Origin of the sequence: Pseudomonas putida (genome assembly GCF_026625125.1) — a bacterium.
GTDB lineage: Bacteria > Pseudomonadota > Gammaproteobacteria > Pseudomonadales > Pseudomonadaceae > Aquipseudomonas > Aquipseudomonas putida_X.
Genome location: NZ_CP113097.1, coordinates 686,762 through 706,863 on the forward strand (window position 1 = coordinate 686,762; position 20,102 = coordinate 706,863).

Annotated in this window: 20 protein-coding genes; 15 read left to right on the forward strand and 5 right to left on the reverse strand. The window is 63.0% G+C overall.

All coding sequences use genetic code 11. From position 1 onward, the window contains the following. Window positions 1-143: 143 nt before the first annotated feature. From OSW16_RS03190 to OSW16_RS03250, 13 genes are all read left to right on the forward strand, one after another. Window positions 144-1,415: a glutamate-5-semialdehyde dehydrogenase gene (locus OSW16_RS03190; RefSeq protein ID WP_267820703.1), complete on the forward strand. Its 1,272-nt coding sequence runs from the start codon at window positions 144-146 to the stop codon at window positions 1,413-1,415. Next, window positions 1,384-2,076 carry a nicotinate-nucleotide adenylyltransferase gene (nadD, locus tag OSW16_RS03195; RefSeq protein ID WP_241803951.1) on the forward strand — a complete coding sequence of 231 codons (693 nt, stop codon included), beginning with the start codon at window positions 1,384-1,386 and terminating at the stop codon, window positions 2,074-2,076. Before OSW16_RS03190 ends, nadD begins: the two co-directional genes overlap by 32 nt. Before the next feature lie 45 nt (window positions 2,077-2,121). Next, window positions 2,122-2,544 carry a ribosome silencing factor gene (rsfS, locus tag OSW16_RS03200; protein ID WP_267820707.1) on the forward strand — a complete coding sequence of 141 codons (423 nt, stop codon included), beginning with the start codon at window positions 2,122-2,124 and terminating at the stop codon, window positions 2,542-2,544. A gap of 9 nt (window positions 2,545-2,553) precedes the next feature. Then, window positions 2,554-3,021, forward strand: coding sequence for a 23S rRNA (pseudouridine(1915)-N(3))-methyltransferase RlmH (gene rlmH / locus OSW16_RS03205; RefSeq protein WP_008090421.1), 468 nt, complete (start codon window positions 2,554-2,556; stop codon window positions 3,019-3,021). 16 nt (window positions 3,022-3,037) lie between these two features. After that, the gene (gene mrdA, locus OSW16_RS03210; protein ID WP_267820711.1) at window positions 3,038-4,927 is read left to right on the forward strand and encodes a penicillin-binding protein 2; all 1,890 of its coding nucleotides are present in this window, start codon (window positions 3,038-3,040) and stop codon (window positions 4,925-4,927) included. 38 nt (window positions 4,928-4,965) lie between these two features. Continuing rightward, window positions 4,966-6,069: a rod shape-determining protein RodA gene (gene rodA, locus OSW16_RS03215; RefSeq protein ID WP_267823865.1), complete on the forward strand. Its 1,104-nt coding sequence runs from the start codon at window positions 4,966-4,968 to the stop codon at window positions 6,067-6,069. 17 nt (window positions 6,070-6,086) lie between these two features. Next, window positions 6,087-7,097 (forward strand): lytic murein transglycosylase B, encoded by a 1,011-nt coding sequence (mltB, locus tag OSW16_RS03220; RefSeq protein ID WP_267820713.1) that lies wholly within the window; start codon window positions 6,087-6,089, stop codon window positions 7,095-7,097. Then, window positions 7,097-8,095 carry a septal ring lytic transglycosylase RlpA family protein gene (locus OSW16_RS03225; RefSeq protein ID WP_267820715.1) on the forward strand — a complete coding sequence of 333 codons (999 nt, stop codon included), beginning with the start codon at window positions 7,097-7,099 and terminating at the stop codon, window positions 8,093-8,095. The genes mltB and OSW16_RS03225 overlap by 1 nt, the downstream gene beginning before the upstream one ends. A gap of 323 nt (window positions 8,096-8,418) precedes the next feature. Then, window positions 8,419-9,579 carry a D-alanyl-D-alanine carboxypeptidase family protein gene (locus tag OSW16_RS03230; RefSeq protein WP_267820717.1) on the forward strand — a complete coding sequence of 387 codons (1,161 nt, stop codon included), beginning with the start codon at window positions 8,419-8,421 and terminating at the stop codon, window positions 9,577-9,579. A 72-nt stretch (window positions 9,580-9,651) separates the two neighbouring features. Further along, complete coding sequence (locus OSW16_RS03235) at window positions 9,652-9,927, forward strand: DUF493 domain-containing protein (protein WP_012312556.1); 276 nt, start codon at window positions 9,652-9,654, stop codon at window positions 9,925-9,927. After that, window positions 9,927-10,574 carry a lipoyl(octanoyl) transferase LipB gene (gene lipB / locus OSW16_RS03240; protein ID WP_267820719.1) on the forward strand — a complete coding sequence of 216 codons (648 nt, stop codon included), beginning with the start codon at window positions 9,927-9,929 and terminating at the stop codon, window positions 10,572-10,574. Before OSW16_RS03235 ends, lipB begins: the two co-directional genes overlap by 1 nt. Window positions 10,575-10,576: 2 nt before the next feature. Further along, window positions 10,577-11,593, forward strand: a complete 1,017-nt coding sequence (gene lipA / locus OSW16_RS03245; protein WP_027592615.1) for a lipoyl synthase — start codon at window positions 10,577-10,579, stop codon at window positions 11,591-11,593. An 86-nt stretch (window positions 11,594-11,679) separates the two neighbouring features. After that, window positions 11,680-12,618: a S66 peptidase family protein gene (locus tag OSW16_RS03250; RefSeq protein ID WP_267820723.1), complete on the forward strand. Its 939-nt coding sequence runs from the start codon at window positions 11,680-11,682 to the stop codon at window positions 12,616-12,618. Between the two features lie 32 nt (window positions 12,619-12,650). Here OSW16_RS03250 and OSW16_RS03255 read toward each other — a convergent pair whose 3' ends face one another. From OSW16_RS03255 to leuS, 5 genes are all read right to left on the reverse strand, one after another. Beyond that, on the reverse strand, window positions 12,651-13,967 hold the full coding sequence (locus tag OSW16_RS03255; RefSeq protein WP_241803942.1) for a lytic murein transglycosylase: 1,317 nt from the start codon (window positions 13,965-13,967) through the stop codon (window positions 12,651-12,653). 60 nt (window positions 13,968-14,027) lie between these two features. Then, the gene (arfA, locus tag OSW16_RS03260) at window positions 14,028-14,192 is read right to left on the reverse strand and encodes an alternative ribosome rescue factor ArfA (protein WP_241803941.1); all 165 of its coding nucleotides are present in this window, start codon (window positions 14,190-14,192) and stop codon (window positions 14,028-14,030) included. Between the two features lie 119 nt (window positions 14,193-14,311). Next, window positions 14,312-15,349, reverse strand: a complete 1,038-nt coding sequence (gene holA / locus OSW16_RS03265) for a DNA polymerase III subunit delta (protein ID WP_267823867.1) — start codon at window positions 15,347-15,349, stop codon at window positions 14,312-14,314. A 37-nt stretch (window positions 15,350-15,386) separates the two neighbouring features. Beyond that, window positions 15,387-15,992: an LPS assembly lipoprotein LptE gene (lptE, locus tag OSW16_RS03270; RefSeq protein ID WP_267820727.1), complete on the reverse strand. Its 606-nt coding sequence runs from the start codon at window positions 15,990-15,992 to the stop codon at window positions 15,387-15,389. A gap of 61 nt (window positions 15,993-16,053) precedes the next feature. Further along, a complete protein-coding gene (gene leuS, locus OSW16_RS03275; RefSeq protein WP_267820729.1) occupies window positions 16,054-18,660 on the reverse strand; it encodes a leucine--tRNA ligase in 2,607 nt (868 codons plus the stop codon). A gap of 226 nt (window positions 18,661-18,886) precedes the next feature. On the opposite strand from leuS, the gene OSW16_RS03280 reads away from it, so the two are divergent. Then, window positions 18,887-19,201, forward strand: a complete 315-nt coding sequence (locus OSW16_RS03280; protein WP_241803937.1) for a hypothetical protein — start codon at window positions 18,887-18,889, stop codon at window positions 19,199-19,201. A 134-nt stretch (window positions 19,202-19,335) separates the two neighbouring features. Further along, entirely contained in the window at window positions 19,336-20,097 is a 762-nt protein-coding gene (locus OSW16_RS03285; protein ID WP_267820731.1) for a YdcF family protein, read from the forward strand. Window positions 20,098-20,102: the final 5 nt, after the last annotated feature.

Consider the following 20,102-nt stretch of genomic DNA (forward strand, 5'->3'; position numbering starts at 1 on the left):
ACCAAGACAGTTCGATAAGAGCGGTTACATCTTTCCTACAGATTCTTGTCTGCCATTTTCTACCATCCGCCACCCGCCGCTGGGCGTATACCTGCGCGGCAGTTATAATCAGCCGATTTCCCCTTCGCCAAGACACCGAACCCATGACTGAGTCCGTTCTTGACTACATGACCCGTTTGGGTCGCGCCGCTCGCCAGGCCTCCCGGGTGATCGCCCGCGCCAGCACTGCGCAGAAAAACCGCGCCCTGCAGGCTGCTGCCGATGCACTGGACGCCGCGCGTGCCGAGCTTGCCGCAGCCAACGAACAGGACCTGGCCGCCGGCCGTGCCAATGGCCTGGAGCCTGCCCTGCTCGACCGCCTGGCCCTGACCTCTGCGCGTATCGACGGCATGATCACCGGCCTGCGCCAGGTGGCCAACCTGCCGGACCCGGTCGGCGCCATCCGCGACATGAGCTATCGCCCGTCGGGTATCCAGGTCGGCAAGATGCGCGTGCCACTGGGGGTGATCGGAATCATCTATGAGTCGCGCCCCAATGTGACCATCGACGCCGCCAGCCTGTGCCTGAAGTCCGGCAACGCCACCATCCTGCGCGGCGGCTCCGAGGCCATTCACTCCAACCGCGCCATCGCCACCTGCATTCAGCGTGGCCTGGCAGAGGCCGGCCTGCCGGCCGCCGTGGTGCAGGTGGTCGAGACCACCGACCGTGAGGCGGTTGGCGCGCTGATCAGCATGCCTGAGTTCGTCGATGTCATCGTGCCCCGGGGTGGCCGCGGCCTGATTGAACGCATCAGCCGCGATGCCCGCGTGCCCGTGATCAAGCACCTGGACGGTATCTGCCACGTCTACGTCGCCGAGCATGCCGACCTGGACAAGGGCTGGCGTGTCGCTTTCAACGCCAAGACGTACCGTTACGGTATTTGCGGTGCGATGGAAACCCTGCTGGTCGACCAGCGTGTGGCTCAAGGCTTCTTGCCGGAAATGGCCCGCCGCTTCCAGGAAAAAGGCGTCGAACTGCGCGGCTGCGCGCGTACCTGTGAGCTGATCGCGGCCAAGCCGGCCAGCGAAGACGACTGGCACACCGAGTACCTCGACGCCGTGTTGTCGATTCGGGTGGTCGACGGGCTGGAGCAGGCGATCGAGCACATCAACCACTATGGCTCGCACCACACAGATTCGATCATTACCGAACACCAGGGCCAGGCCCGCCAGTTCATGGCCGAGGTGGACTCGGCTTCGGTGATGCTCAACACCCCGACCTGCTTTGCCGACGGCTTCGAGTACGGTTTGGGCGCGGAAATCGGCATTTCCACCGACAAGCTGCATGCCCGCGGGCCGGTCGGCCTGGAAGGCCTGACGTGCGAGAAGTACGTAGTGATCGGCGATGGCCAGCTGCGCGGCCAGGAGTCCTGCTGAGTTGAGCAAGGCCCAGGCAGTCCGGCGCATCGGCATTCTTGGCGGTACTTTCGACCCCGTGCACATCGGCCACCTGCGCAGCGCGCTCGAGGTGGCCGAGTTCATGGGGCTGGAAGAGCTGCGCCTGTTGCCCAATGCGCGGCCGCCGCACCGCGACACCCCGCAAGTGGCCGCCGAAGACCGCTTGGCGATGGTGCGTGAGGCCGTGCAAGGTGTCGAGCGCCTGAGCGTCGATGCCCGTGAGCTTGAGCGCGATAAACCGTCCTACACCATCGATACGCTGGAGTCGGTCCGCGCCGAACTGGGCGCGGATGACCAGCTGTTTCTGGTGCTGGGCTGGGATGCCTTCTGCGGCTTGCCTGGCTGGCACCGCTGGGAAGAGCTGCTGCAACACTGTCACATCCTGGTGCTGCAACGCCCGGATGCCGACGTTGAACCCCCTGACGAGCTGCGCAACCTGTTGGCCGCGCGCTCGGAGAGCGATCCCACCGCCATGTCCGGCCCGGCGGGTAGTATTTCGTTCGTCTGGCAGACACCGCTTGCGGTGTCGGCTACACAGATCCGACAGCTGCTGGCCAGCGGCAGGTCGGTGAGGTTCCTGGTGCCGGACGCCGTACTGGCCTACATCGAGGCGCATGAACTGTATCGTGCGCCTAACTGACGGTGCCCTGTGGGCGCCTCATCCAACGAGTTGAACGAGTTTTATATGAGCAAGCAGAAAATCAACGGCGAAGACCTGGTCAAACTGACCATCAGCGCGCTGGAAGACGTCAAGGCCCAGGATATCCAGGTCATCGACGTTCGCGACAAGCACAGCCTGACCGACTACATGATCATTGCCACGGGTACCTCCAATCGCCAGATCAACGCGATGCTGGAAAAGGTCCGTGAAGCGGTCAAGAAAGAAGGTGCACAGCCGCTGGGCGAAGAAGGCAAGGGCGACAGCGACTGGGTACTGCTGGACCTGAACGACGTCATCGTGCATATGATGACCGCCGCTGCCCGCCAGTTCTACGACCTGGAGCGCCTGTGGCTGGGTGCCGAGCAGAGCCGTGCCGCCGATGCCAAGCACCACAGCCCGGAAAACGCCAGCGACTACTTCACCGACAAGCTCAAAGACCGGGAATAAGGAAGCGTCGTGCGTCTGCGCCTGATCGCGGTCGGCTCGCGCATGCCCAAGTGGGTCGAGGAAGGCTGGCATGAATATGCCAAGCGCCTGCCCCAGGAGCTGTCGCTGGAGCTGGTGGAAATTCCGCTCAATACCCGAGGCAAGAATGCCGACGTCGCCCGCCTGATTCGTCAGGAGGGTGAGGCCATGCTGAGCAAGGTGCAGCCGGGGGAGCGCATCGTCACCCTCGAGGTTCACGGCAAGCCCTGGAGTACCGAGCAACTGGCTACCGAGCTGGACCGCTGGCGGCTGGACTCGCGTACGGTGAATTTGATGGTGGGCGGCCCGGAAGGGCTGGCGCCTGAGGTTTGTGCGCGCGCCGAGCAACGCTGGTCGCTGTCGCCGCTGACCTTGCCGCACCCGTTGGTAAGGATACTCATCGGCGAGCAGATCTACCGCGCCTGGACCGTGTTGTCCGGGCACCCTTACCACAAATGAGCCATTAAGCAGTCCGATGTCGCAGCCGATCCGCCTCAAGGACCACGAGAAAGACGCCCGCCTGGTGCGTAACCGCGTCGTGGTCGGCGCCGTCGCGGTCATGCTGCTTGTCTGCGTGTTGATCGCACGCCTGTACTACCTGCAGATCATCCAGTACGACTACCACTCGACGCTGTCGGAAAACAACCGGGTGCACGTGCAACCGATCCCGCCGACCCGCGGGCTGATTTTCGATCGCAATGGGGTGATCATCGCCGACAACAGGCCCAGCTTCAGCTTGTCGATGACCCGCGAACGGGCCGGCAATTGGCAGCAAGTGCTGGATACGATCGTCGAAGTGCTGGAGCTGACGGCCGACGATCGTGCGCTGTTCGAGAAGCGCATGAGGCAGGGGCGACGCCCCTTCGAGCCCGTGCCGATCCTGTTCGAGCTGAACGAAGAGCAGATTGCCCGCGTGGCGGTCAACCAGTTCCGCTTGCCTGGCGTCGAAGTGGTCGCCCAGTTGGTGCGGCATTATCCGCAAGGCGCGCATTTCGCCCATTCGGTAGGGTATGTCGGGCGGATCAACGAGAAAGAGCTTAAAAGCCTCGACCCGGTGAACTACAGCGGCACCCACCATATCGGCAAGACCGGCATCGAGCGCTTTTACGAAGACGAGCTGCATGGCCAGGTCGGTTACGAGGAAGTCGAGACCAACGCCCGCGGGCGCGTGCTGCGGGTGCTCAAGCGTACCGACCCAAAACCTGGCAAGGACATCGTGCTGAGCCTGGACATCAAGTTGCAGGAAGCTGCCGAAGCCGCCTTGGGTGGGCGCCGTGGTGCGGTGGTAGCGCTCGACCCGCGTAGCGGCGAAGTGTTGGCAATGGTCAGTCAGCCGAGCTTCGACCCCAACCTGTTCGTCACCGGCATCAGTTTCAAGGCCTACGCCGAGTTGCGCGACTCGATCGACCGGCCGCTGTTCAACCGCGTGCTGCGCGGCTTGTACCCGCCCGGCTCGACCATCAAGCCGGCGGTTGCCATTGCCGGCCTGGACAGCGGTGTGGTCAATGCCGGCAGTCGGGTGTTCGACCCGGGCTACTACCAACTGCCCAACTACGATCACAAGTACCGTAACTGGAACCGCAGTGGTGATGGCTGGGTCGACCTGGATACCGCAATCATGCGCTCCAATGACACCTATTTCTACGATCTTGCCCACAAGATGGGCATCGATCGGCTGTCTACCTACATGAACAAGTTCGGCATCGGGCAGAAGGTTGCCCTGGACATGTTCGAGGAGTCGGCCGGGCTGATGCCGTCGCGTGAATGGAAACGCGCCACCCGCCGCCAAGCCTGGTTCCCCGGTGAAACCCTGATTCTGGGCATCGGCCAGGGCTATATGCAGGCAACACCGCTGCAACTGGCCCAGGCCACCGCGCTGATCGCCAACAAGGGCGTCTGGAACCGTCCGCACCTGGCCAAGACCATCGAAGGTCAGCCGCCCGTGGACCCGAACCCGATGGAAAACATCATCCTGCGTGACAAGTCCGACTGGGCCAAGGTCACCCACGGCATGGAGCAGGTGATGCACAACGCCCGCGGTACCGCGCGCAAGGCTGCGGCCGGTGCCCAGTACCGCATTGCCGGCAAGAGCGGTACCGCGCAGGTGGTCGCGATCAGGCAGGGCGAGAAATACGACCGCAACAAAATTCAGGAGCGCCACCGCGACCACGCGTTGTTCGTCGCCTTCGCCCCGGCCGACGATCCTAAGATCGTGGTGTCGGTGATGGTCGAGAACGGCGAGTCCGGCTCCGGTGTCGCCGCACCCGTGGTGCGGCAGATCATGGACGCCTGGCTGCTCGACGAGAACGGCCGGCTCAAGTCCGAGTTCGCTCCTGCCACTGTCGCCCAGGAAACGGCCCCGTGAAGAACAATTTCGATCGCATGCTCTCCAGCGAGGACGTGATGCGTCGACGCGCCAGCTTCCTGCAGCGCATCCACATCGACGGCCCCTTGCTGGTCATCCTGTTGGCCCTCGCCGCCGGCAGCCTGTTCGTGCTCTATTCTGCCAGCGGCAAGAACTGGGACTTGCTGCTCAAGCAGGCCACTTCATTCGGTATCGGGCTGGTGTCGATGTTCGTCATCGCCCAGCTTGAACCACGCTTCATGGCGCGCTGGGTGCCTCTTGCCTATCTCACAGGCGTGCTGCTGTTGGTCGTGGTGGACGTCATGGGCCATAACGCCATGGGGGCCACACGCTGGATCAACATACCCGGGGTAATCCGCTTCCAGCCCTCGGAGTTCATGAAGATCATCATGCCCGCGACCATCGCCTGGTACCTGTCCAAACGCACCTTGCCGCCTCATCTGAAACACGTGGCCATCAGCCTGGTGCTGATTGGCGTACCGTTCATTCTCATCGTCCGCCAGCCGGACTTGGGTACGGCGTTGCTGATCCTTGCCTCCGGCGCCTTCGTGTTGTTCATGGGCGGCCTGCGCTGGCGCTGGATCCTGAGCGTGCTGGCGGCGACCGTGCCTGTGGCGGTGGCCATGTGGTTCTTCGTCATGCACGACTACCAGAAACAGCGCGTGCTGACGTTCCTCGACCCTGAAAGCGACCCGCTGGGCACCGGCTGGAACATCATCCAGTCCAAGGCCGCCATCGGCTCAGGTGGTGTGTTCGGCAAGGGGTGGCTACTGGGCACCCAGTCGCACCTGGACTTCCTTCCAGAGAGCCATACCGACTTCATCATCGCCGTGCTCGGCGAAGAATTCGGGTTGGTCGGCATCTGCCTGCTGCTGATCGTTTACCTCTTGCTGATCGGGCGTGGGCTGATGATCACCGCTCAGGCGCAGACTCTGTTCGGCAAGCTGCTGGCAGGCAGCCTGACCATGACCTTCTTTGTCTATGTGTTCGTCAATATCGGTATGGTCAGCGGCCTCTTGCCCGTGGTGGGCGTGCCGCTGCCCTTTATCAGCTATGGCGGAACTTCGTTGGTGACGCTGCTGTCAGCGTTTGGCGTTTTGATGTCGATCCATACGCACCGTAAATGGATCGCACAGGTTTGAAAAAGGTGAAGAATTTGATGCAAGCAGTGCGTAACTGGGCTGCCCGTTTTGCGCCGTGGGTCGGCGCGGTGGGCCTGTTCGCCGCTGTCCAGCAGGCCCATGCCGGCGATTACGACGGCTCGCCTGAGGTGGCCGAATTCGTCGGCCAGATGAGCCGCGACTACGGCTTTGCCAGCGAGCAGTTGATGGGCGTGTTCCGCGAGGTGCAGCGCAAGCAATCGATCCTCGACGCCATATCGCGGCCGGCCGAGCGGGTAAAACCGTGGAAGGATTACCGGCCGATGTTCATCACCGACGCGCGCATCGCCCGCGGTGTGGACTTCTGGCGCCAGCATGAAGCGGTGCTGGCCCGGGCGGAGCAGGTGTACGGCGTACCGGCGCAGTACATTGTCGCGATCATCGGCGTGGAAACCTTTTTTGGCCGCAACACTGGTAACTACCGTGTGATCGATGCCTTGTCGACCCTGGGCTTCGATTACCCGCCGCGCGCCGAGTTCTTCCGCAAGGAGCTGCGTGAATACCTGCTGCTGGCGCGCGAAGAGCAGCTCGACCCGCTGACACTCAAAGGCTCATACGCCGGTGCCATGGGCCTGCCGCAGTTCATGCCGAGCAGCTTTCGCAACTACGCGGTGGACTTCGATGGCGATGGCCACATCAATATCTGGAACAACCCCGACGATGCCATCGGCAGTGTCGCCAGCTATTTCAAAGAGCACGGCTGGGTGGCCGGGCAGGGCGTGGTCAGCCGGGCCCAGGTCAGTGGCGCGCGCGCGGACGAAGGCCTGACCACGGGCATCGAGCCGGTGAAGACCGTCGCACAGTTGCAGGCGCTTGGCTGGTCGAGTCATGATGCGTTGCGCGGTGATCTGCCAGTGACCGCCTTCCGGCTGGAAGGCGCAAACGGCCCTGAATACTGGATGGGCCTGAAGAATTTCTACGCGATCACTCGCTACAACCGCAGCGTGATGTATGCCATGGCGGTGCATCAGCTTTCGGAACAGCTGGTCCAAGCACGGGGCGTCAAGTAATGCGCGCAATGAAATCTGCCAATACCTTCAAGTTGCTGGCCTGCATGGCCGTCGGCATGCTGCTGGTCAGTTGCTCCTCCAGCCGGCCGACCCCACAGAAAAGCGGCAATGTGGTTCGTGCGCAGCCCGGCCTGGATATCAACCGTGCTCACAAGGACGGTGCGCCGTGGTGGGACGTGGATGTGAACAAGATCCCGGACGCGACGCCGACCGTGCACACCGGCAACTACAAGGCTAACCCTTACACGGTGCTGGGCAAGACCTACTACCCCATGCAGGACTTCCGCAACTACCGCGCCGAAGGTACTGCCTCGTGGTACGGCACCAAGTTCCACGGGCAGAACACCGCCAACGGTGAGCTTTATGACCTTTATGGCATGAGCGCAGCCCACAAGACCCTGCCGCTGCCGGCCTACGTGCGGGTGACCAACCTTGCCAACGGGCGCAGCGTGATCTTGCGGGTCAATGACCGTGGCCCGTTCTACTCCGACCGCATCATCGACCTGTCCTATGCCGCTGCCAAGAAGCTCGGCTATGCCGAGAACGGTACCGCGCACGTGCGGGTCGAAGGCATCGACCCGCAGAAATGGTGGGCCGAGCGTGGCCAGCAGCCGCCCTTGATGCTCAAAGAGCCTCAGGCAGCCCCGACTCAGGCGATTGCCGCCAGCACCGGGCGTGTCGAGCAATGGTCGCCGCCGGCGCAGCAACACGCGGCGCCGGTAGTGCCTGTGCAGGTGGGTGGCAACAATGTGCCGGCAGGCAACGGTGGCAGCTTCTTGCAGGTGGGCGCTTTCGCCAACCCGGACGCCGCCGAGCTGTTGCGCTCGAAGCTGAGCACCATGGTCAGCGCGCCGGTGTTCATCAGCTCCATCGTGCGTAACCAGCAGACCCTGCACCGCGTACGCCTCGGGCCGATCAGCAGCCAGGGCGAAATCCAACAGGCGCAGGACAGCATTCGCCTGGCGAACCTTGGCCAGGCCAAGCTGGTCACAGACTGACCGCGGGTGCGAGCTGCAAGCTTCGAGCTGCAAGCTTTAAGCTGCAAGCTGCAAGAAGAAGCCCGGTGCGCGTCGCCCTGGCTTACAGCTTACAGCTTGGAGCTTACAGCTTGGAGCTTGCAGCTTGCAGCTTGCAGCTCTAGCTGTCTGTTTTGTCATGAATTGCCGCGCGCGGCCATGTACAATGTCGGCTTTTGCCCGCAGCGACATAAAGCCGCACGTCGTGGGCTCGGCCCTGAGCCGCAAAAACTAGACTGACTGGCGCTGGGCACACGATGTGGCCCAGGGAACATCTCAGACCATTAGCGATTTTCGAGAGACGGATGAACATCACCAACCTTGCCAAACGACTTTGCCTGCCCGTACTGCTGATGATCACGCCTGCTGCTTTTGCGGTAGAGCAGATGATGCCGGCACCACCGCAACTGGCAGCCAAGTCCTACGTACTCATGGACGCGTCCAGCGGCAATGTGCTGGTCGAAAACAACGGCGACGAGCGCCTGCCGCCGGCCAGCCTGACCAAGCTGATGACCGCCTACATCGCCACCCTGGACATCCGCCGTGGTCAGATCGGCGAGAACGACCCGGTCACCGTCAGCGAGAACGCCTGGCGCACCGGTGGTTCGCGCATGTTCATCAAGGTCGGTAGCCAGGTCACCGTCAGTGACCTGCTGCATGGCATCATCATCCAGTCCGGCAACGACGCATCGGTCGCCTTGGCCGAGCACATCGCTGGCAGCGAAGATGCCTTCGCCGACATGATGAACAAGACCGGCGCCGAGCTGGGCATGTCCAACAGCCACTTCATGAACCCGACCGGCCTGCCGCACCCGGACCACTACTCCTCGGCCCACGACATGGCCATCCTGGCGCGCGCGATCATCAACGTCGACCCGGCCCACTACGCGATCTACTCGCAGAAAGAGTTCTTCTGGAACAACATCAAGCAGCCAAACCGCAACCTGCTGCTGTGGCGTGACAAGACGGTCGATGGCCTGAAGACTGGCCACACCGAAGAAGCCGGCTACTGCATGGTGGCTTCGGCCGTACGCGACGGTCAGCGCCTGATTGCGGTGGTGTTCGGCACCAACAGCGAGCAGTCCCGTGCTGCCGAAACCCAGAAGCTGCTGACTTACGGCTTCCGCTTCTTCGAAACCCAGACCTTCTATCAGAAAGGCACCGAACTGACCCAGGCCCCGGTCTGGAAAGGCGCCACCAGCATCGTCAAAGCCGGCCTGGCCGACGACCTGACCCTGACCATGCCTAAAGGCCAGATGAAGCGCCTGCAGGCTTCGATGACCATGAACCCACAGCTCACCGCACCGATCGCCAAAGGTGACGTGATCGGTAAAGTGGAAGTCAAACTGGACGAGAACGTGGTTCACAGCGCCGACCTGATCGCCCTCGATGGCGTCGAGGAAGGTGGTTTCATCCGTCGTATGTGGGATAGCATCCGTCTATTCTTCTACGGGTTGTTCAACTGATACGTGACCTGCACGCCCCCGCAATCCTGCGGGGGCGTTGTTGTTGCCACGGCTTACGAGGCCGTTTCCGCCATGAGCGAACCTGACGTCAAGTCGCACAAGATCGAATTCCCCTGCGCCGATTACCCGATCAAGGTCATCGGCGACACCGTTGTCGGCTTCAAGGACATGGTGATCGAGGTACTGAGCAAGCATGCCAAAGTCGACCTTGCCACGCTGGCCGAGCGCCAGAGCAAGGAAGGCAAGTACACCACGGTCCAGTTGCATATCGTTGCCGAGAGCGAAAATCAGCTGCACGATATAAACAGCGCCCTGCGTGCGACCGGCATCGTGAAAATGGTGCTCTGATGTCCCTTCGCCTCGGTTTTCGCGAGCTTGGCCTGCAGCCCTATGAACCGGTGCTGCAAGCCATGCGTCGCTTCACCGAGCAGCGTAGCCCAGAGAGCCAGGACGAAGTCTGGCTGGTAGAGCACCCCGCGGTGTTCACCCAGGGCCAGGCCGGCAAGGCCGAGCACCTGCTGGTACCGGGCGATATTCCGGTGGTGCAGACCGATCGAGGGGGCCAGGTGACCTACCACGGCCCCGGGCAACTGGTGGCCTACCTGCTGCTCGATGTGCGCCGCCTGGGCTTTGGTGTACGCGAACTGGTCAGCCGTATAGAGCAGACGCTGATCGAGCTGCTTGCCAGTTACGGTGTCAACGCGGCGGCAAAGCCCGATGCGCCGGGTGTCTATGTCGACGGAGCGAAAATCGCCTCCCTCGGCCTGCGAATCCGCAATGGCCGTTCTTTTCACGGCCTTGCTCTGAACGTGGACATGGACCTTGCGCCATTCCGCCGAATCAACCCCTGCGGGTATGCGGGGCTGGCCATGACCCAGCTGCGTGACCTGGCAGGCCCGATCGAACTCGACGAGGTCAGGACAAGGCTGCGCGGACAGCTGGTCAAGCACCTCGACTATGCTGAGCAGACGACCCTGACGGGCGGAATCGACTGAATATGACAACTGTGCAAGAAGCCGTGCCGAACCTGATACCCACCCAGGATGCCACCCCGCGCCCCGCGCCGAAGAAGGTGGAAGCTGGGGTCAAGCTGCGTGGTGCCGACAAGGTGGCGCGCATCCCGGTGAAGATCATCCCTACCGATGAGCTGCCGAAGAAACCCGACTGGATCCGCGTGCGCATCCCGGTTTCCCCCGAGGTAGACCGCATCAAGCAACTGCTGCGCAAGCACAAGCTGCACAGCGTCTGCGAAGAGGCCTCCTGCCCGAACCTGGGTGAGTGCTTCTCCGGTGGTACTGCCACCTTCATGATCATGGGCGACATCTGCACCCGACGCTGCCCGTTCTGCGATGTCGGCCACGGCCGGCCGAAACCGCTGGACCTCGATGAGCCAAAAAACCTGGCTGTCGCCATCGCCGACCTGCGCCTGAAGTACGTCGTGATCACCTCGGTGGACCGCGATGACCTGCGTGACGGTGGTGCTCAGCATTTTGCCGACTGCATCCGCGAGATCCGCGCGCTGTCGCCGGGCGTACAGCTGGAAACCCTGGTGCCGGATTACCGTGGCCGGATGGATGTGGCGCTGGAGATCACCGCGCAAGAGCCGCCGGATGTGTTCAACCACAACCTTGAAACCGTTCCGCGCCTGTACAAGGCCGCACGCCCTGGTTCGGACTACGACTGGTCGCTGGACCTGCTGCAGAAGTTCAAGCAGATGGTGCCGCACGTACCGACCAAGTCGGGGCTGATGCTCGGCCTGGGCGAGACGGACGAAGAAGTGATCGAAGTGATGCACCGCATGCGTGAGCATGACATCGACATGCTCACCCTCGGCCAGTACCTGCAACCGTCGCGCAGCCACCTGCCAGTGCAGCGTTTCGTGCACCCAGACACCTTTGCCTGGTTTGCCGAGGAAGGCTACAAGATGGGCTTCAAGAACGTCGCATCGGGCCCGTTGGTGCGTTCGTCCTACCACGCCGACCAGCAGGCTCACGAAGCCAAGATCAAGCTCTGATCCTGGTTTGAGCCGTACATGCCGATGCACGCTGAAAGGCGGCATCGGCATTTTTGTTTTTGTGCCCCGCGCTGCAAGGAGTTGCGATGAATTGCGCCGAAACGTCTGAACACCGCCTGCCCGCCGCACTGCCGGGCAACGCCTGCTTTGCCATTGTCGCTCCGGCCGGGCCGGCAAGGCTGGATGCGCAAAAGGCTGGCCAGTGGTTTGCCGAACGCGGCTATCGCTGCCGTATCTACCCTGGAGTTGGGCAGGCCGAGGGCTATCTGGCGGGCTCTGACCAGCAGCGGTTACAGGATCTGCACGATGCCTTCACTGACCCGAGCATCGACGCGGTCCTGTGCATGCGCGGTGGCTACGGCAGCATGCGCCTGCTCGATCGGCTCGACTTCGATCTGATCCGGCGCAACCCCAAGCCGCTGATCGGCTACAGCGATATCACCGCGCTGCACACGGCTATCTACCGCCATAGCGGCTTGATCAGCTTTCATGGGGCGATGCTCAACGCTGACCTGCTCGGCGCGAAGCTGGCGCCGACCGAGGCGTCGCTGATCGCGCAACTGAGTGGCGCGTTAGGGGAGGGCGATGCCATCGTGCACCCGGCCGAATTTGCCTTGAGTTGCGTGGTACCTGGTGTTGCCCGTGGGCGTCTGCTCGGCGGCAACCTGTCGATTCTGGGCGCGACCCTGGGAACGCTGGCGGAGATCGATACAAGCGGCTCCATCCTGTTCATCGAGGATGTCAACGAGCCGCTTTACCGGGTGGACCGGCTGCTGACCCAACTGCGCCTGGCAGGCAAGCTGGCGGGCGTCAAAGGGGTGCTGGTAGGGGATTTCGCCGGGATCACCGTGGCGGCGCTGACGCCCCTGTTGCAGGAGATTTTCCGGCCATTGGGCGTGCCGGTGCTGGCAGGGTGGCGCAGCGGGCATTGTGATCCGAATGTGTGCCTGCCGCTGGGGGCAGAGGTGGTGCTGGACAGCGAGGCGCAGCGCCTGGTATTGGCGCAGGACCTGTTCAAAGCGTGAGGTTGTAGGGGCGCAAAGCGCCCCCTGGTTAATCAGCGTTGACGCAGGCTATCGAGCAACTTATGCGTCGGGTACCCATCCGCTGGCCAGCCAAAACCCTGCTGCGCATTGCGAATGGCCTTGCGGGTATTGGCGCCGATGATGCCATCGGGGTTGCCTGCATCATGCCCGTTGGCGTTCAGCAGGTTCTGCAATTCCATGCGCTCGCTACGGCTCAGCGGCAGATCATCCTTCGGCCAGCTGCCAGCGATGAAGCCCCAGCCCGAGAACCGATCGCCCAGCAAGCTCACGGCCAACGCATAGGACGATGAGTTGTTGTACTTGAGAATGGCGCGGAAGTTGTCCAGCACCAGGAAGGCCGGGCCACGGGCGCCGGCCGGCAGCAGCAGGGCCGCGGAAAGGTCGTTGCTGCCCATCGGCAGTTTTGTGCCCGCCGGCAGTTTCACACCCAATTGCAGCCACTCACTGACGGGTTTGCGCAACGCGCCATCGGCTAACCAGAAGTCGAAGCCTGCCGGTACCTGAACCTCGAAGCCCCATGGCTGACCGCGCTTCCAGCCGGAGCTCTGCAGGTAATGGGCAGTCGATGCCAAGGCATCCGGGGTGCTGTTCCAGATATCGCGGCGGCCGTCACCGTCGAAGTCCACTGCATGGGTGTTGTAGGTGGTGGGGATGAACTGGGTCTGGCCCATGGCGCCGGCCCACGAGCCACGCATGGCCTCCGGCTGGATGTCGCCGTGCTGGATGATCTGCAGCGCGGCAATCAGCTGATCCTGGGCAAATTGCGGGCGGCGGCCTTCATACGCCAGGGTAGCCAGCGAGCGGATGACCGACTTGCTGCCCTGGAACTGGCCAAAGTTGCTCTCCATGCCCCAGACCGAGACCAGGACCTGACGGTCTACGCCATAGCGCTGTTCGAGGCTGGCCAGTAGTTCGGCATTCTGCTCAAGCAGTTTCTTTCCATTGCGTACTCGCAGTGGCGACAGCGCACCTTCCAGGTATTCCCACACCGGGCGGGTGAATTCGGGCTGGCTGCGGTCTGCCTTGATCACATCCATGTCAGGCGTCACGCCAAGGAACGCACGATCGAAGGTGCTGGCCGAGATGCCCGCCTGCAGGGCTTGCTGGCGGAAGCCGGCCTGCCACTGGGCAAATGTTTGCAGCGGCTGAATTTCAGTGCTGACGTCGGGCGTGGCGCTGGGCAAAGTCACTACCGGCGCAGGCTGGGCGGGGGCCAGCGGCAGGGCGTCGGCGGCGGTGGGCTTTTCCGCGCAGGCGACGAGCAGGATCAAGCTGGAGGCCGCGAGCAGTTGGCGGGATTTCCGGCGGGGGGTAAGACTGAAGGGCATGCACAGATCCAGAATTTCAGGTCAGGTGTCGACCATATCATGCCTGCGCTTTCGATGCTTTCATGCGGCCAAAAAGTAAGAAGCCTCCCAATCTTTCGACTGGAAGGCTTCGCGGCGGTAGCTGCCTTTGCCCTTGTCTGGTCGTTCCTGACGGCAGCGGAACAAGGGTTGGGCAACGATGGATTTGGCCTTGTTGTGGCCTTGTTTCTTCGGCTTTTTGCTCATGGCGGGGTTCCCGGGCCGGTTGGGTTTCGGGCGGACTCTAGGCCTGTGCAGCAGCCGGGGCCAATTGATTGTGTCAATGGTTTGAGAGACAGGCCTGCAAAGCAGCGCCAATCCTGGCGTCACTCAGGCGGTAGAGCCAATCGCTGCCCGGACATGAGCAATGACAAGCGTGACAGCCCGGTCCAGGGTGAACCCTCGGCTTGGCCCTTGATCTGCGCATCGATGCGCTGGGCATCCTGCAGCAGCTGCGCCCAGCGCTGCGCCGACAGGCGCTGCAGGGCTTTGCTGACCAGCGGCCGGCGTTTGTCCCACACCGGTGGGCGGGCCTGGCTGAAGGCCTTGTCCAAGGGCACGCCTTGGCTGAACTGTTGCGAAAGCCCTACCAGCAGACGCAGTTCGCGCGCCAGCGCCCAAAGAATCACGGGTGGCTCTACCCCTTCGCCGCGCAGGCCTTCGAGCATCCGCAGGGCATGCACAGCGTCGCCATTGAGAATGGCATCGACCAGGCCGAACACGTCGAAACGCGCGCTGTCGGCAACGGCTGCCTGCACCGTCTCGACGGTGACCTGGCTGCCGTCGGCGAGCAATTTGAGCTTTTCGATTTCTTGAGCGGCAGCCAGCAGGTTGCCCTCGACACGTGCCGCGATAAGGTCGACCGCATCACGCTGGGCCGAAAGACCGGCCTGTGCCAAACGCTGGTTGATCCATTGCGGCAACTGCTGGGCATCCACCGGCCAGATCTGGATGAACTGGCAATGGTTGCCCTCGATCAGGGCCTTGCCCCACTTGGTTTTCTGCGCACTGCCATCGAGTTTGGGCAGGCTGACCAGCAGCAGCGTGTCCTCGGCAGGGTTGGCGCAGTATTCCATCAACGCCGCAGCGCCTTTGTCACCAGGCTTGCCCGAGGGCAGGCGCAGCTCCAGCAGCCGGCGTTGGGCGAACAGGGACAGGCTGGCACCGGCCTGAAGCAAGGTGCCCCAGTCGAAACTGGCGTCGGCGCTGAACACCTGGCGCTCGTCAAAACCCTGCTGACGCGCGGCATTGCGTATGGCGTCGGCAGCTTCCTGACACAGCAGCGGATCATCGCCACTGACGACATAGACCGGGGCCAATGCGCCTTGCAGGTGCTTGTTGAGTTGGGCGGGGGCGAGTTTCATCGGAAACAGGCGGGGCACCGGGGTGCCCCGCACGGGCTTATTTGCCCGGAATTTCCAGAGGCGATTGCTGCGGCGTTTCTGCCTGCTGGCTGCGCGCGGCCTCCAGCGCAGCGGCTTCGGCCTTGGCGCGTTCGTCGGCATCGCGCTGCAACTGGTCCAGCTGCGTCGGCGTCAGCATCTGCAGGCGCACGACCATGGCGTTGACCAGGTCGCGGCGCATTTCTTCGCGGGCAATGGTGGCTTCCTGGTCGGAGCCGGTGATGTTGCCGCCGTCGCGCACATAGATTTTGCGCACTTCCAGCTTGTCGCTCATCAGCTCCAGGTTGTTCAGGCCCAGGATGCTGTAGCTGAGCACGGTGGTCAGTTCGTACTCGGCAGATTGGTTGCTGCTGGCGTAGGACGCTGCGCGCTGGGTCTGCTGTTCGTTGGTCAGTACCAGGCGATACGGCGCGCCGGTGTGCACATTGACGCCGCTGCGCTCCAGAACGTCGCGCAGTTGCGTCACGGTCGGGCCGTAGGCATCACGTGCGCTGACGTCCATTTCCTTGACGCTGAGCTCGGAGGTGCCGGTGCCGCGCAGCTGGAAACCGCAGGCGCTGAGCATGATGGCCAGGCCCAATACCAGCAGATTGCGTTTGATCATGTTGTTGCTCCCTTGTGGGCTGATACCGCCCACCCGCACTGGCTGCAGGTGGGCGTTGCCATCAGTTGGCGACGATGTTGACCAGCTTGCCTGGCACTACGATGACCTTGCGGATGGTCAGGCCATCGATGAAGCGCAGGACATTTTCGTTGTTGCGGGCGGCGGTTTCGATTTCTTCGCGGCTGGCGGCCGCAGGCATTTCTACCTGGCCACGCAGTTTGCCGTTGACCTGGACCACCAGGGTTACGGTGTCCTGTACCAGAGCGCTTTCATCGACCACCGGCCAGCCAGCATCGATCACGGCTTGCTCATGGCCCAGCGCGTTCCACAGCGCGTGGGAAATGTGCGGAGTGATCGGGGCCAGCAGCAAGGTGACGGCCTCCAGGCCTTCCTGCAGCAGCGCACGGTCTTGCTCGGTGCCCTGGGGGGCCTTCTCCAGAACGTTCATCACGGTCATCACCTGGGCGATGGCGGTGTTGAACTTGTGGTACTGGCCCACATCGGTGCTGGCCTGCTTGATCGCGGCGTGGATGGCACGGCGGATGGCCTTCTGCTCGTCGTTCAGCGCGGCGAGGTCCAGTTTACCCGGCAGGCCCTGGTTGACGTGGCCCTGGGCCAGGCGCCAGACACGGCGCAGGAAGCGGCTTGCACCTTCGACGCCGGAGTCCGACCATTCCAGGCTCATGTCAGGCGGCGAGGCGAACATCATGAACAGGCGGCAGGTGTCGGCGCCGTAGGCGTCGATCATCGATTGCGGGTCGACGCCGTTGTTCTTCGACTTCGACATCTTCTCGGTGCCGCCGATTTCTACCGGCAGGCCGTCGGTCTTCAGGCGTGCGCCAATGATCTTGGCCTTGGCATCGCGCTCGATTTCGACGTCGGCCGGGTTGAACCAGTCTTTGCCACCGTTGCTGGCCACGCGGTAGTAGGTCTCGGCGACCACCATGCCCTGGGTCAGCAGGTTCTTGAACGGTTCATTGGAGGTGACCAAGCCTTCGTCACGCATCAGCTTGTGGAAGAAGCGCGCATAAAGCAGGTGCAGGATGGCGTGTTCGATACCACCGATGTACTGATCGACCGGCAACCAGTGGTTGGCCGCTTTCGGATCGACCATGCCCTGGTCGTAGTTCGGCGAGGCGTAGCGGGCGAAGTACCAGGACGACTCGACGAAGGTGTCCATGGTGTCGGTTTCACGCTTTGCCGCGGTACCGCATTTCGGGCAGCTGCACTCGTAGAACTCGGGCATGCGCGCCAGCGGCGAGCCGGCGCCGTCCGGTACCACGTTCTCGGGCAGGGTGACCGGCAGTTGGTCTTCCGGCACCGGCACGTCGCCGCAGGACGGGCAGTGGATGATCGGGATCGGGCAGCCCCAGTAACGCTGGCGGCTGATGCCCCAGTCGCGCAGGCGGAACTGGGTGCGGGACTTGCCCAGTTCCTTGCGGATCAGGGCCGCCTCGATGGCGTCGAAGGCACCGGCGAAGTCCAGGCCGTCGAACTCGCCGGAGTTGATCAGTTGCCCGTGCTCGCCGTAGGCAGCCTGCCATTCGCCGCCGACTTCATCGCCAGCGCTGGTGCGCACCACAGCCTTGACCGGCAGGTTGTACTTGCGGGCGAACTCGAAGTCGCGCTCGTCGTGGGCCGGCACGGCCATCACGGCGCCGTCGCCGTAATGCATCAGCACGTAGTTGGCGACCCATACCGGCAGTTTTTCACCGGTCAGGGGGTGCTCGACCAGCAGGGAAGTGGGCATGCCCTTCTTCTCCTGGGTGGCCATGTCGGCCTCGGCAACGCTGCCGCTCTTGCACTCGTCGATGAATGCCTGCAGCGCCGGGTTGCCCTGGGCGGCCTGGGTAGCCAGCGGGTGCTCGGCGGCAACGGCGACGTAAGTCGCGCCCATCAGAGTGTCCGGACGGGTGGTGAAGACCTTCAGCGCACCTTCGTGGCCGATGCTGGCCTGATCGTACGGGAACTGCACCTCCATGCCGCGCGACTTGCCGATCCAGTTGCGCTGCATGGTCTTGACCTGCTCAGGCCAGCCCGGCAGTTCGTCGAGGCTTTCGAGCAACTCGTCGGCGTAGTCGGTGATGCGGAAGTAGTACATGGGGATTTCGCGCTTTTCGATCAGCGCGCCCGAACGCCAGCCGCGGCCGTCGATGACCTGCTCGTTGGCGAGCACGGTCTGGTCGGCCGGGTCCCAGTTCACGGTGCCGTTCTTGCGGTAGATGATGCCTTTTTCGAACAGGCGGGTGAACAGCCACTGTTCCCAGCGGTAGTAGTCCGGCTTGCAGGTGGTGACTTCACGTGCCCAGTCGATGGCAAGGCCCAGGCTTTTGAGCTGGGTCTTCATGTAGTCGATGTTTTCGTATGTCCACTTGGCCGGGGCGACATTGTTTTTCATCGCCGCGTTTTCCGCGGGCATGCCGAAAGCGTCCCAGCCCATCGGCTGCAGGACGTTCTTGCCCAGCATGCGCTGGTAGCGGGCAATCACGTCGCCGATGGTGTAGTTGCGCACGTGGCCCATGTGTAGCTTGCCGCTCGGGTACGGGAACATCGATAGGCAATAGTAGGTGTCTTTGCCTGGCTGTTCGGTAACAGCGAACGACTGTTGCTCGTCCCAGAAATGCTGGGCGGCGGCTTCGATATCACGGGGCGTGTATTGTTCGTGCATGGCTACTTTTGGCTGAGAGAGAAGAGACCTTGTTCCAGGCAGCGGAACCTCGCTGCGTCCGGCACTCCGGTGTCGTGAGAGTGAACGCCGTAGCATACAGTAGCGCCGCGCATCGTGGGAAACCCTGATTGAGAATGGCCGCTGGTCGCTGCATCCGGCTGCTTTCGGAAGCAGCGCTAAGCTCAGGTGTGGGGGGAGATATTCTTACCTTCAATGAGGTGAACGGATGGGAGAGACGCAGCTACCCGCAACCAAACCGGAGCTTTACGAACGCCTGATCGACCGTCTTGGCCTGGCCCTGGAAGTGGCCAGAACATCGGTACGATTGCGCGACGAGATGCCAGCCGAACTGGAGTTGCGTGGCCTGAGCCATGCAGAGTTCGAAGTGATCAAGGCTTACCTGGACTCAGTCCCGGGACGCCGTAATGCCTGCGCCGGTAGTTACCCGCAGGCGGAGCCGACATCGGCGAAGATCATCTGGCTCAAGGACAAGAAACGCCCCGCCAAGACGGCGACACCCCGGACGCTGCCACATCGCTAGCCGTTCAGGACGCCCGGCGCAGGCCATCGCGCCCCGGTAATTCAATAAACACTCCACCTGATCGACGCCGGCAGCGCACTTGTTGACCGGCGCCGATCCTCATAGGCTGCACGCCTGCCAAGGAGGTGTAGCCAATGCCGATTCGATTTTTCATCAAACAATGGTTGATGCCGCCGGGCGTGCTGTTCCTGCTGTTGCTCGCGGCCTGGTGGCTGCGCGCCAGGCGCCCGCGGTTGGCCGCACTGTGCTTCGTGCTGGGGCTGGGCGGGTTGTGGCTGATGAGCCTGCCACTGGTGGTGCAGAAAGGTGCGCGGCTGCTGGAAACCGAGCCTGCGCTGGCACCCGGCGATTGGGCCCGCCTGGCCCAGCGGGCCGATGCCATCGTCGTGCTGGGCGCGGGGCGTGAACGTGGCGATCCGGCGTGGGGCGGTGAGGACCAGCCCTCGGCAACGGCGCTCGAGCGCATGCGCTTTGCCGCGCGGCTGGCCAAGGCGTCGGGACTGCCGGTGCTGACCAGCGGCGGTTTGCACTACGGTACGCCGCCGAGCGAGGCGCGGTTGATGGCAGACCGGCTGCGTGAAGATTTCGCTATCGAGGTCAAATGGAAGGAAGAGGCCAGCCGGACCACCTGGGAAAATGCTCAATTCAGCGCGCAATTACTCAAGCCTCTGGGCATTGGGCGTGTGGTGCTGGTGACCCAGGCGTGGCACATGCAGCGTTCGCGCTGGAGCTTCGAGCAGGCGGGGTTCGAGGTGGTGCCGGCACCGGTGGGGTTCCTGGGGCGGGACCATGCGCGGCCGTTCGCCGGGTTGCTGCCGGAAAGCCGGGCAATGTGGCAGAGCGGGCAGTTGCTCAATGAAGCGGCAGGCTTGGCGGGGTACCGGTTGTTCTATTGAACCAA

Coding starts and splice junctions, on each gene's coding strand:
- OSW16_RS03190 (WP_267820703.1), top strand. CDS start 144: ATGACTGAGTCCGTTCTTGACTACATGACCCGTTTGGGTCGCGCCGCT.
- nadD (WP_241803951.1), top strand. CDS start 1,384: ATGGCCAGCTGCGCGGCCAGGAGTCCTGCTGAGTTGAGCAAGGCCCAG.
- rsfS (WP_267820707.1), top strand. CDS start 2,122: ATGAGCAAGCAGAAAATCAACGGCGAAGACCTGGTCAAACTGACCATC.
- mrdA (WP_267820711.1), top strand. CDS start 3,038: ATGTCGCAGCCGATCCGCCTCAAGGACCACGAGAAAGACGCCCGCCTG.
- rodA (WP_267823865.1), top strand. CDS start 4,966: ATGCGTCGACGCGCCAGCTTCCTGCAGCGCATCCACATCGACGGCCCC.
- mltB (WP_267820713.1), top strand. CDS start 6,087: ATGCAAGCAGTGCGTAACTGGGCTGCCCGTTTTGCGCCGTGGGTCGGC.
- OSW16_RS03225 (WP_267820715.1), top strand. CDS start 7,097: ATGCGCGCAATGAAATCTGCCAATACCTTCAAGTTGCTGGCCTGCATG.
- OSW16_RS03230 (WP_267820717.1), top strand. CDS start 8,419: ATGAACATCACCAACCTTGCCAAACGACTTTGCCTGCCCGTACTGCTG.
- OSW16_RS03235 (WP_012312556.1), top strand. CDS start 9,652: ATGAGCGAACCTGACGTCAAGTCGCACAAGATCGAATTCCCCTGCGCC.
- lipB (WP_267820719.1), top strand. CDS start 9,927: ATGTCCCTTCGCCTCGGTTTTCGCGAGCTTGGCCTGCAGCCCTATGAA.
- lipA (WP_027592615.1), top strand. CDS start 10,577: ATGACAACTGTGCAAGAAGCCGTGCCGAACCTGATACCCACCCAGGAT.
- OSW16_RS03250 (WP_267820723.1), top strand. CDS start 11,680: ATGAATTGCGCCGAAACGTCTGAACACCGCCTGCCCGCCGCACTGCCG.
- OSW16_RS03255 (WP_241803942.1), bottom strand. CDS start 13,967: ATGCCCTTCAGTCTTACCCCCCGCCGGAAATCCCGCCAACTGCTCGCG.
- arfA (WP_241803941.1), bottom strand. CDS start 14,192: ATGAGCAAAAAGCCGAAGAAACAAGGCCACAACAAGGCCAAATCCATC.
- holA (WP_267823867.1), bottom strand. CDS start 15,349: ATGAAACTCGCCCCCGCCCAACTCAACAAGCACCTGCAAGGCGCATTG.
- lptE (WP_267820727.1), bottom strand. CDS start 15,992: ATGATCAAACGCAATCTGCTGGTATTGGGCCTGGCCATCATGCTCAGC.
- leuS (WP_267820729.1), bottom strand. CDS start 18,660: ATGCACGAACAATACACGCCCCGTGATATCGAAGCCGCCGCCCAGCAT.
- OSW16_RS03280 (WP_241803937.1), top strand. CDS start 18,887: ATGGGAGAGACGCAGCTACCCGCAACCAAACCGGAGCTTTACGAACGC.
- OSW16_RS03285 (WP_267820731.1), top strand. CDS start 19,336: ATGCCGATTCGATTTTTCATCAAACAATGGTTGATGCCGCCGGGCGTG.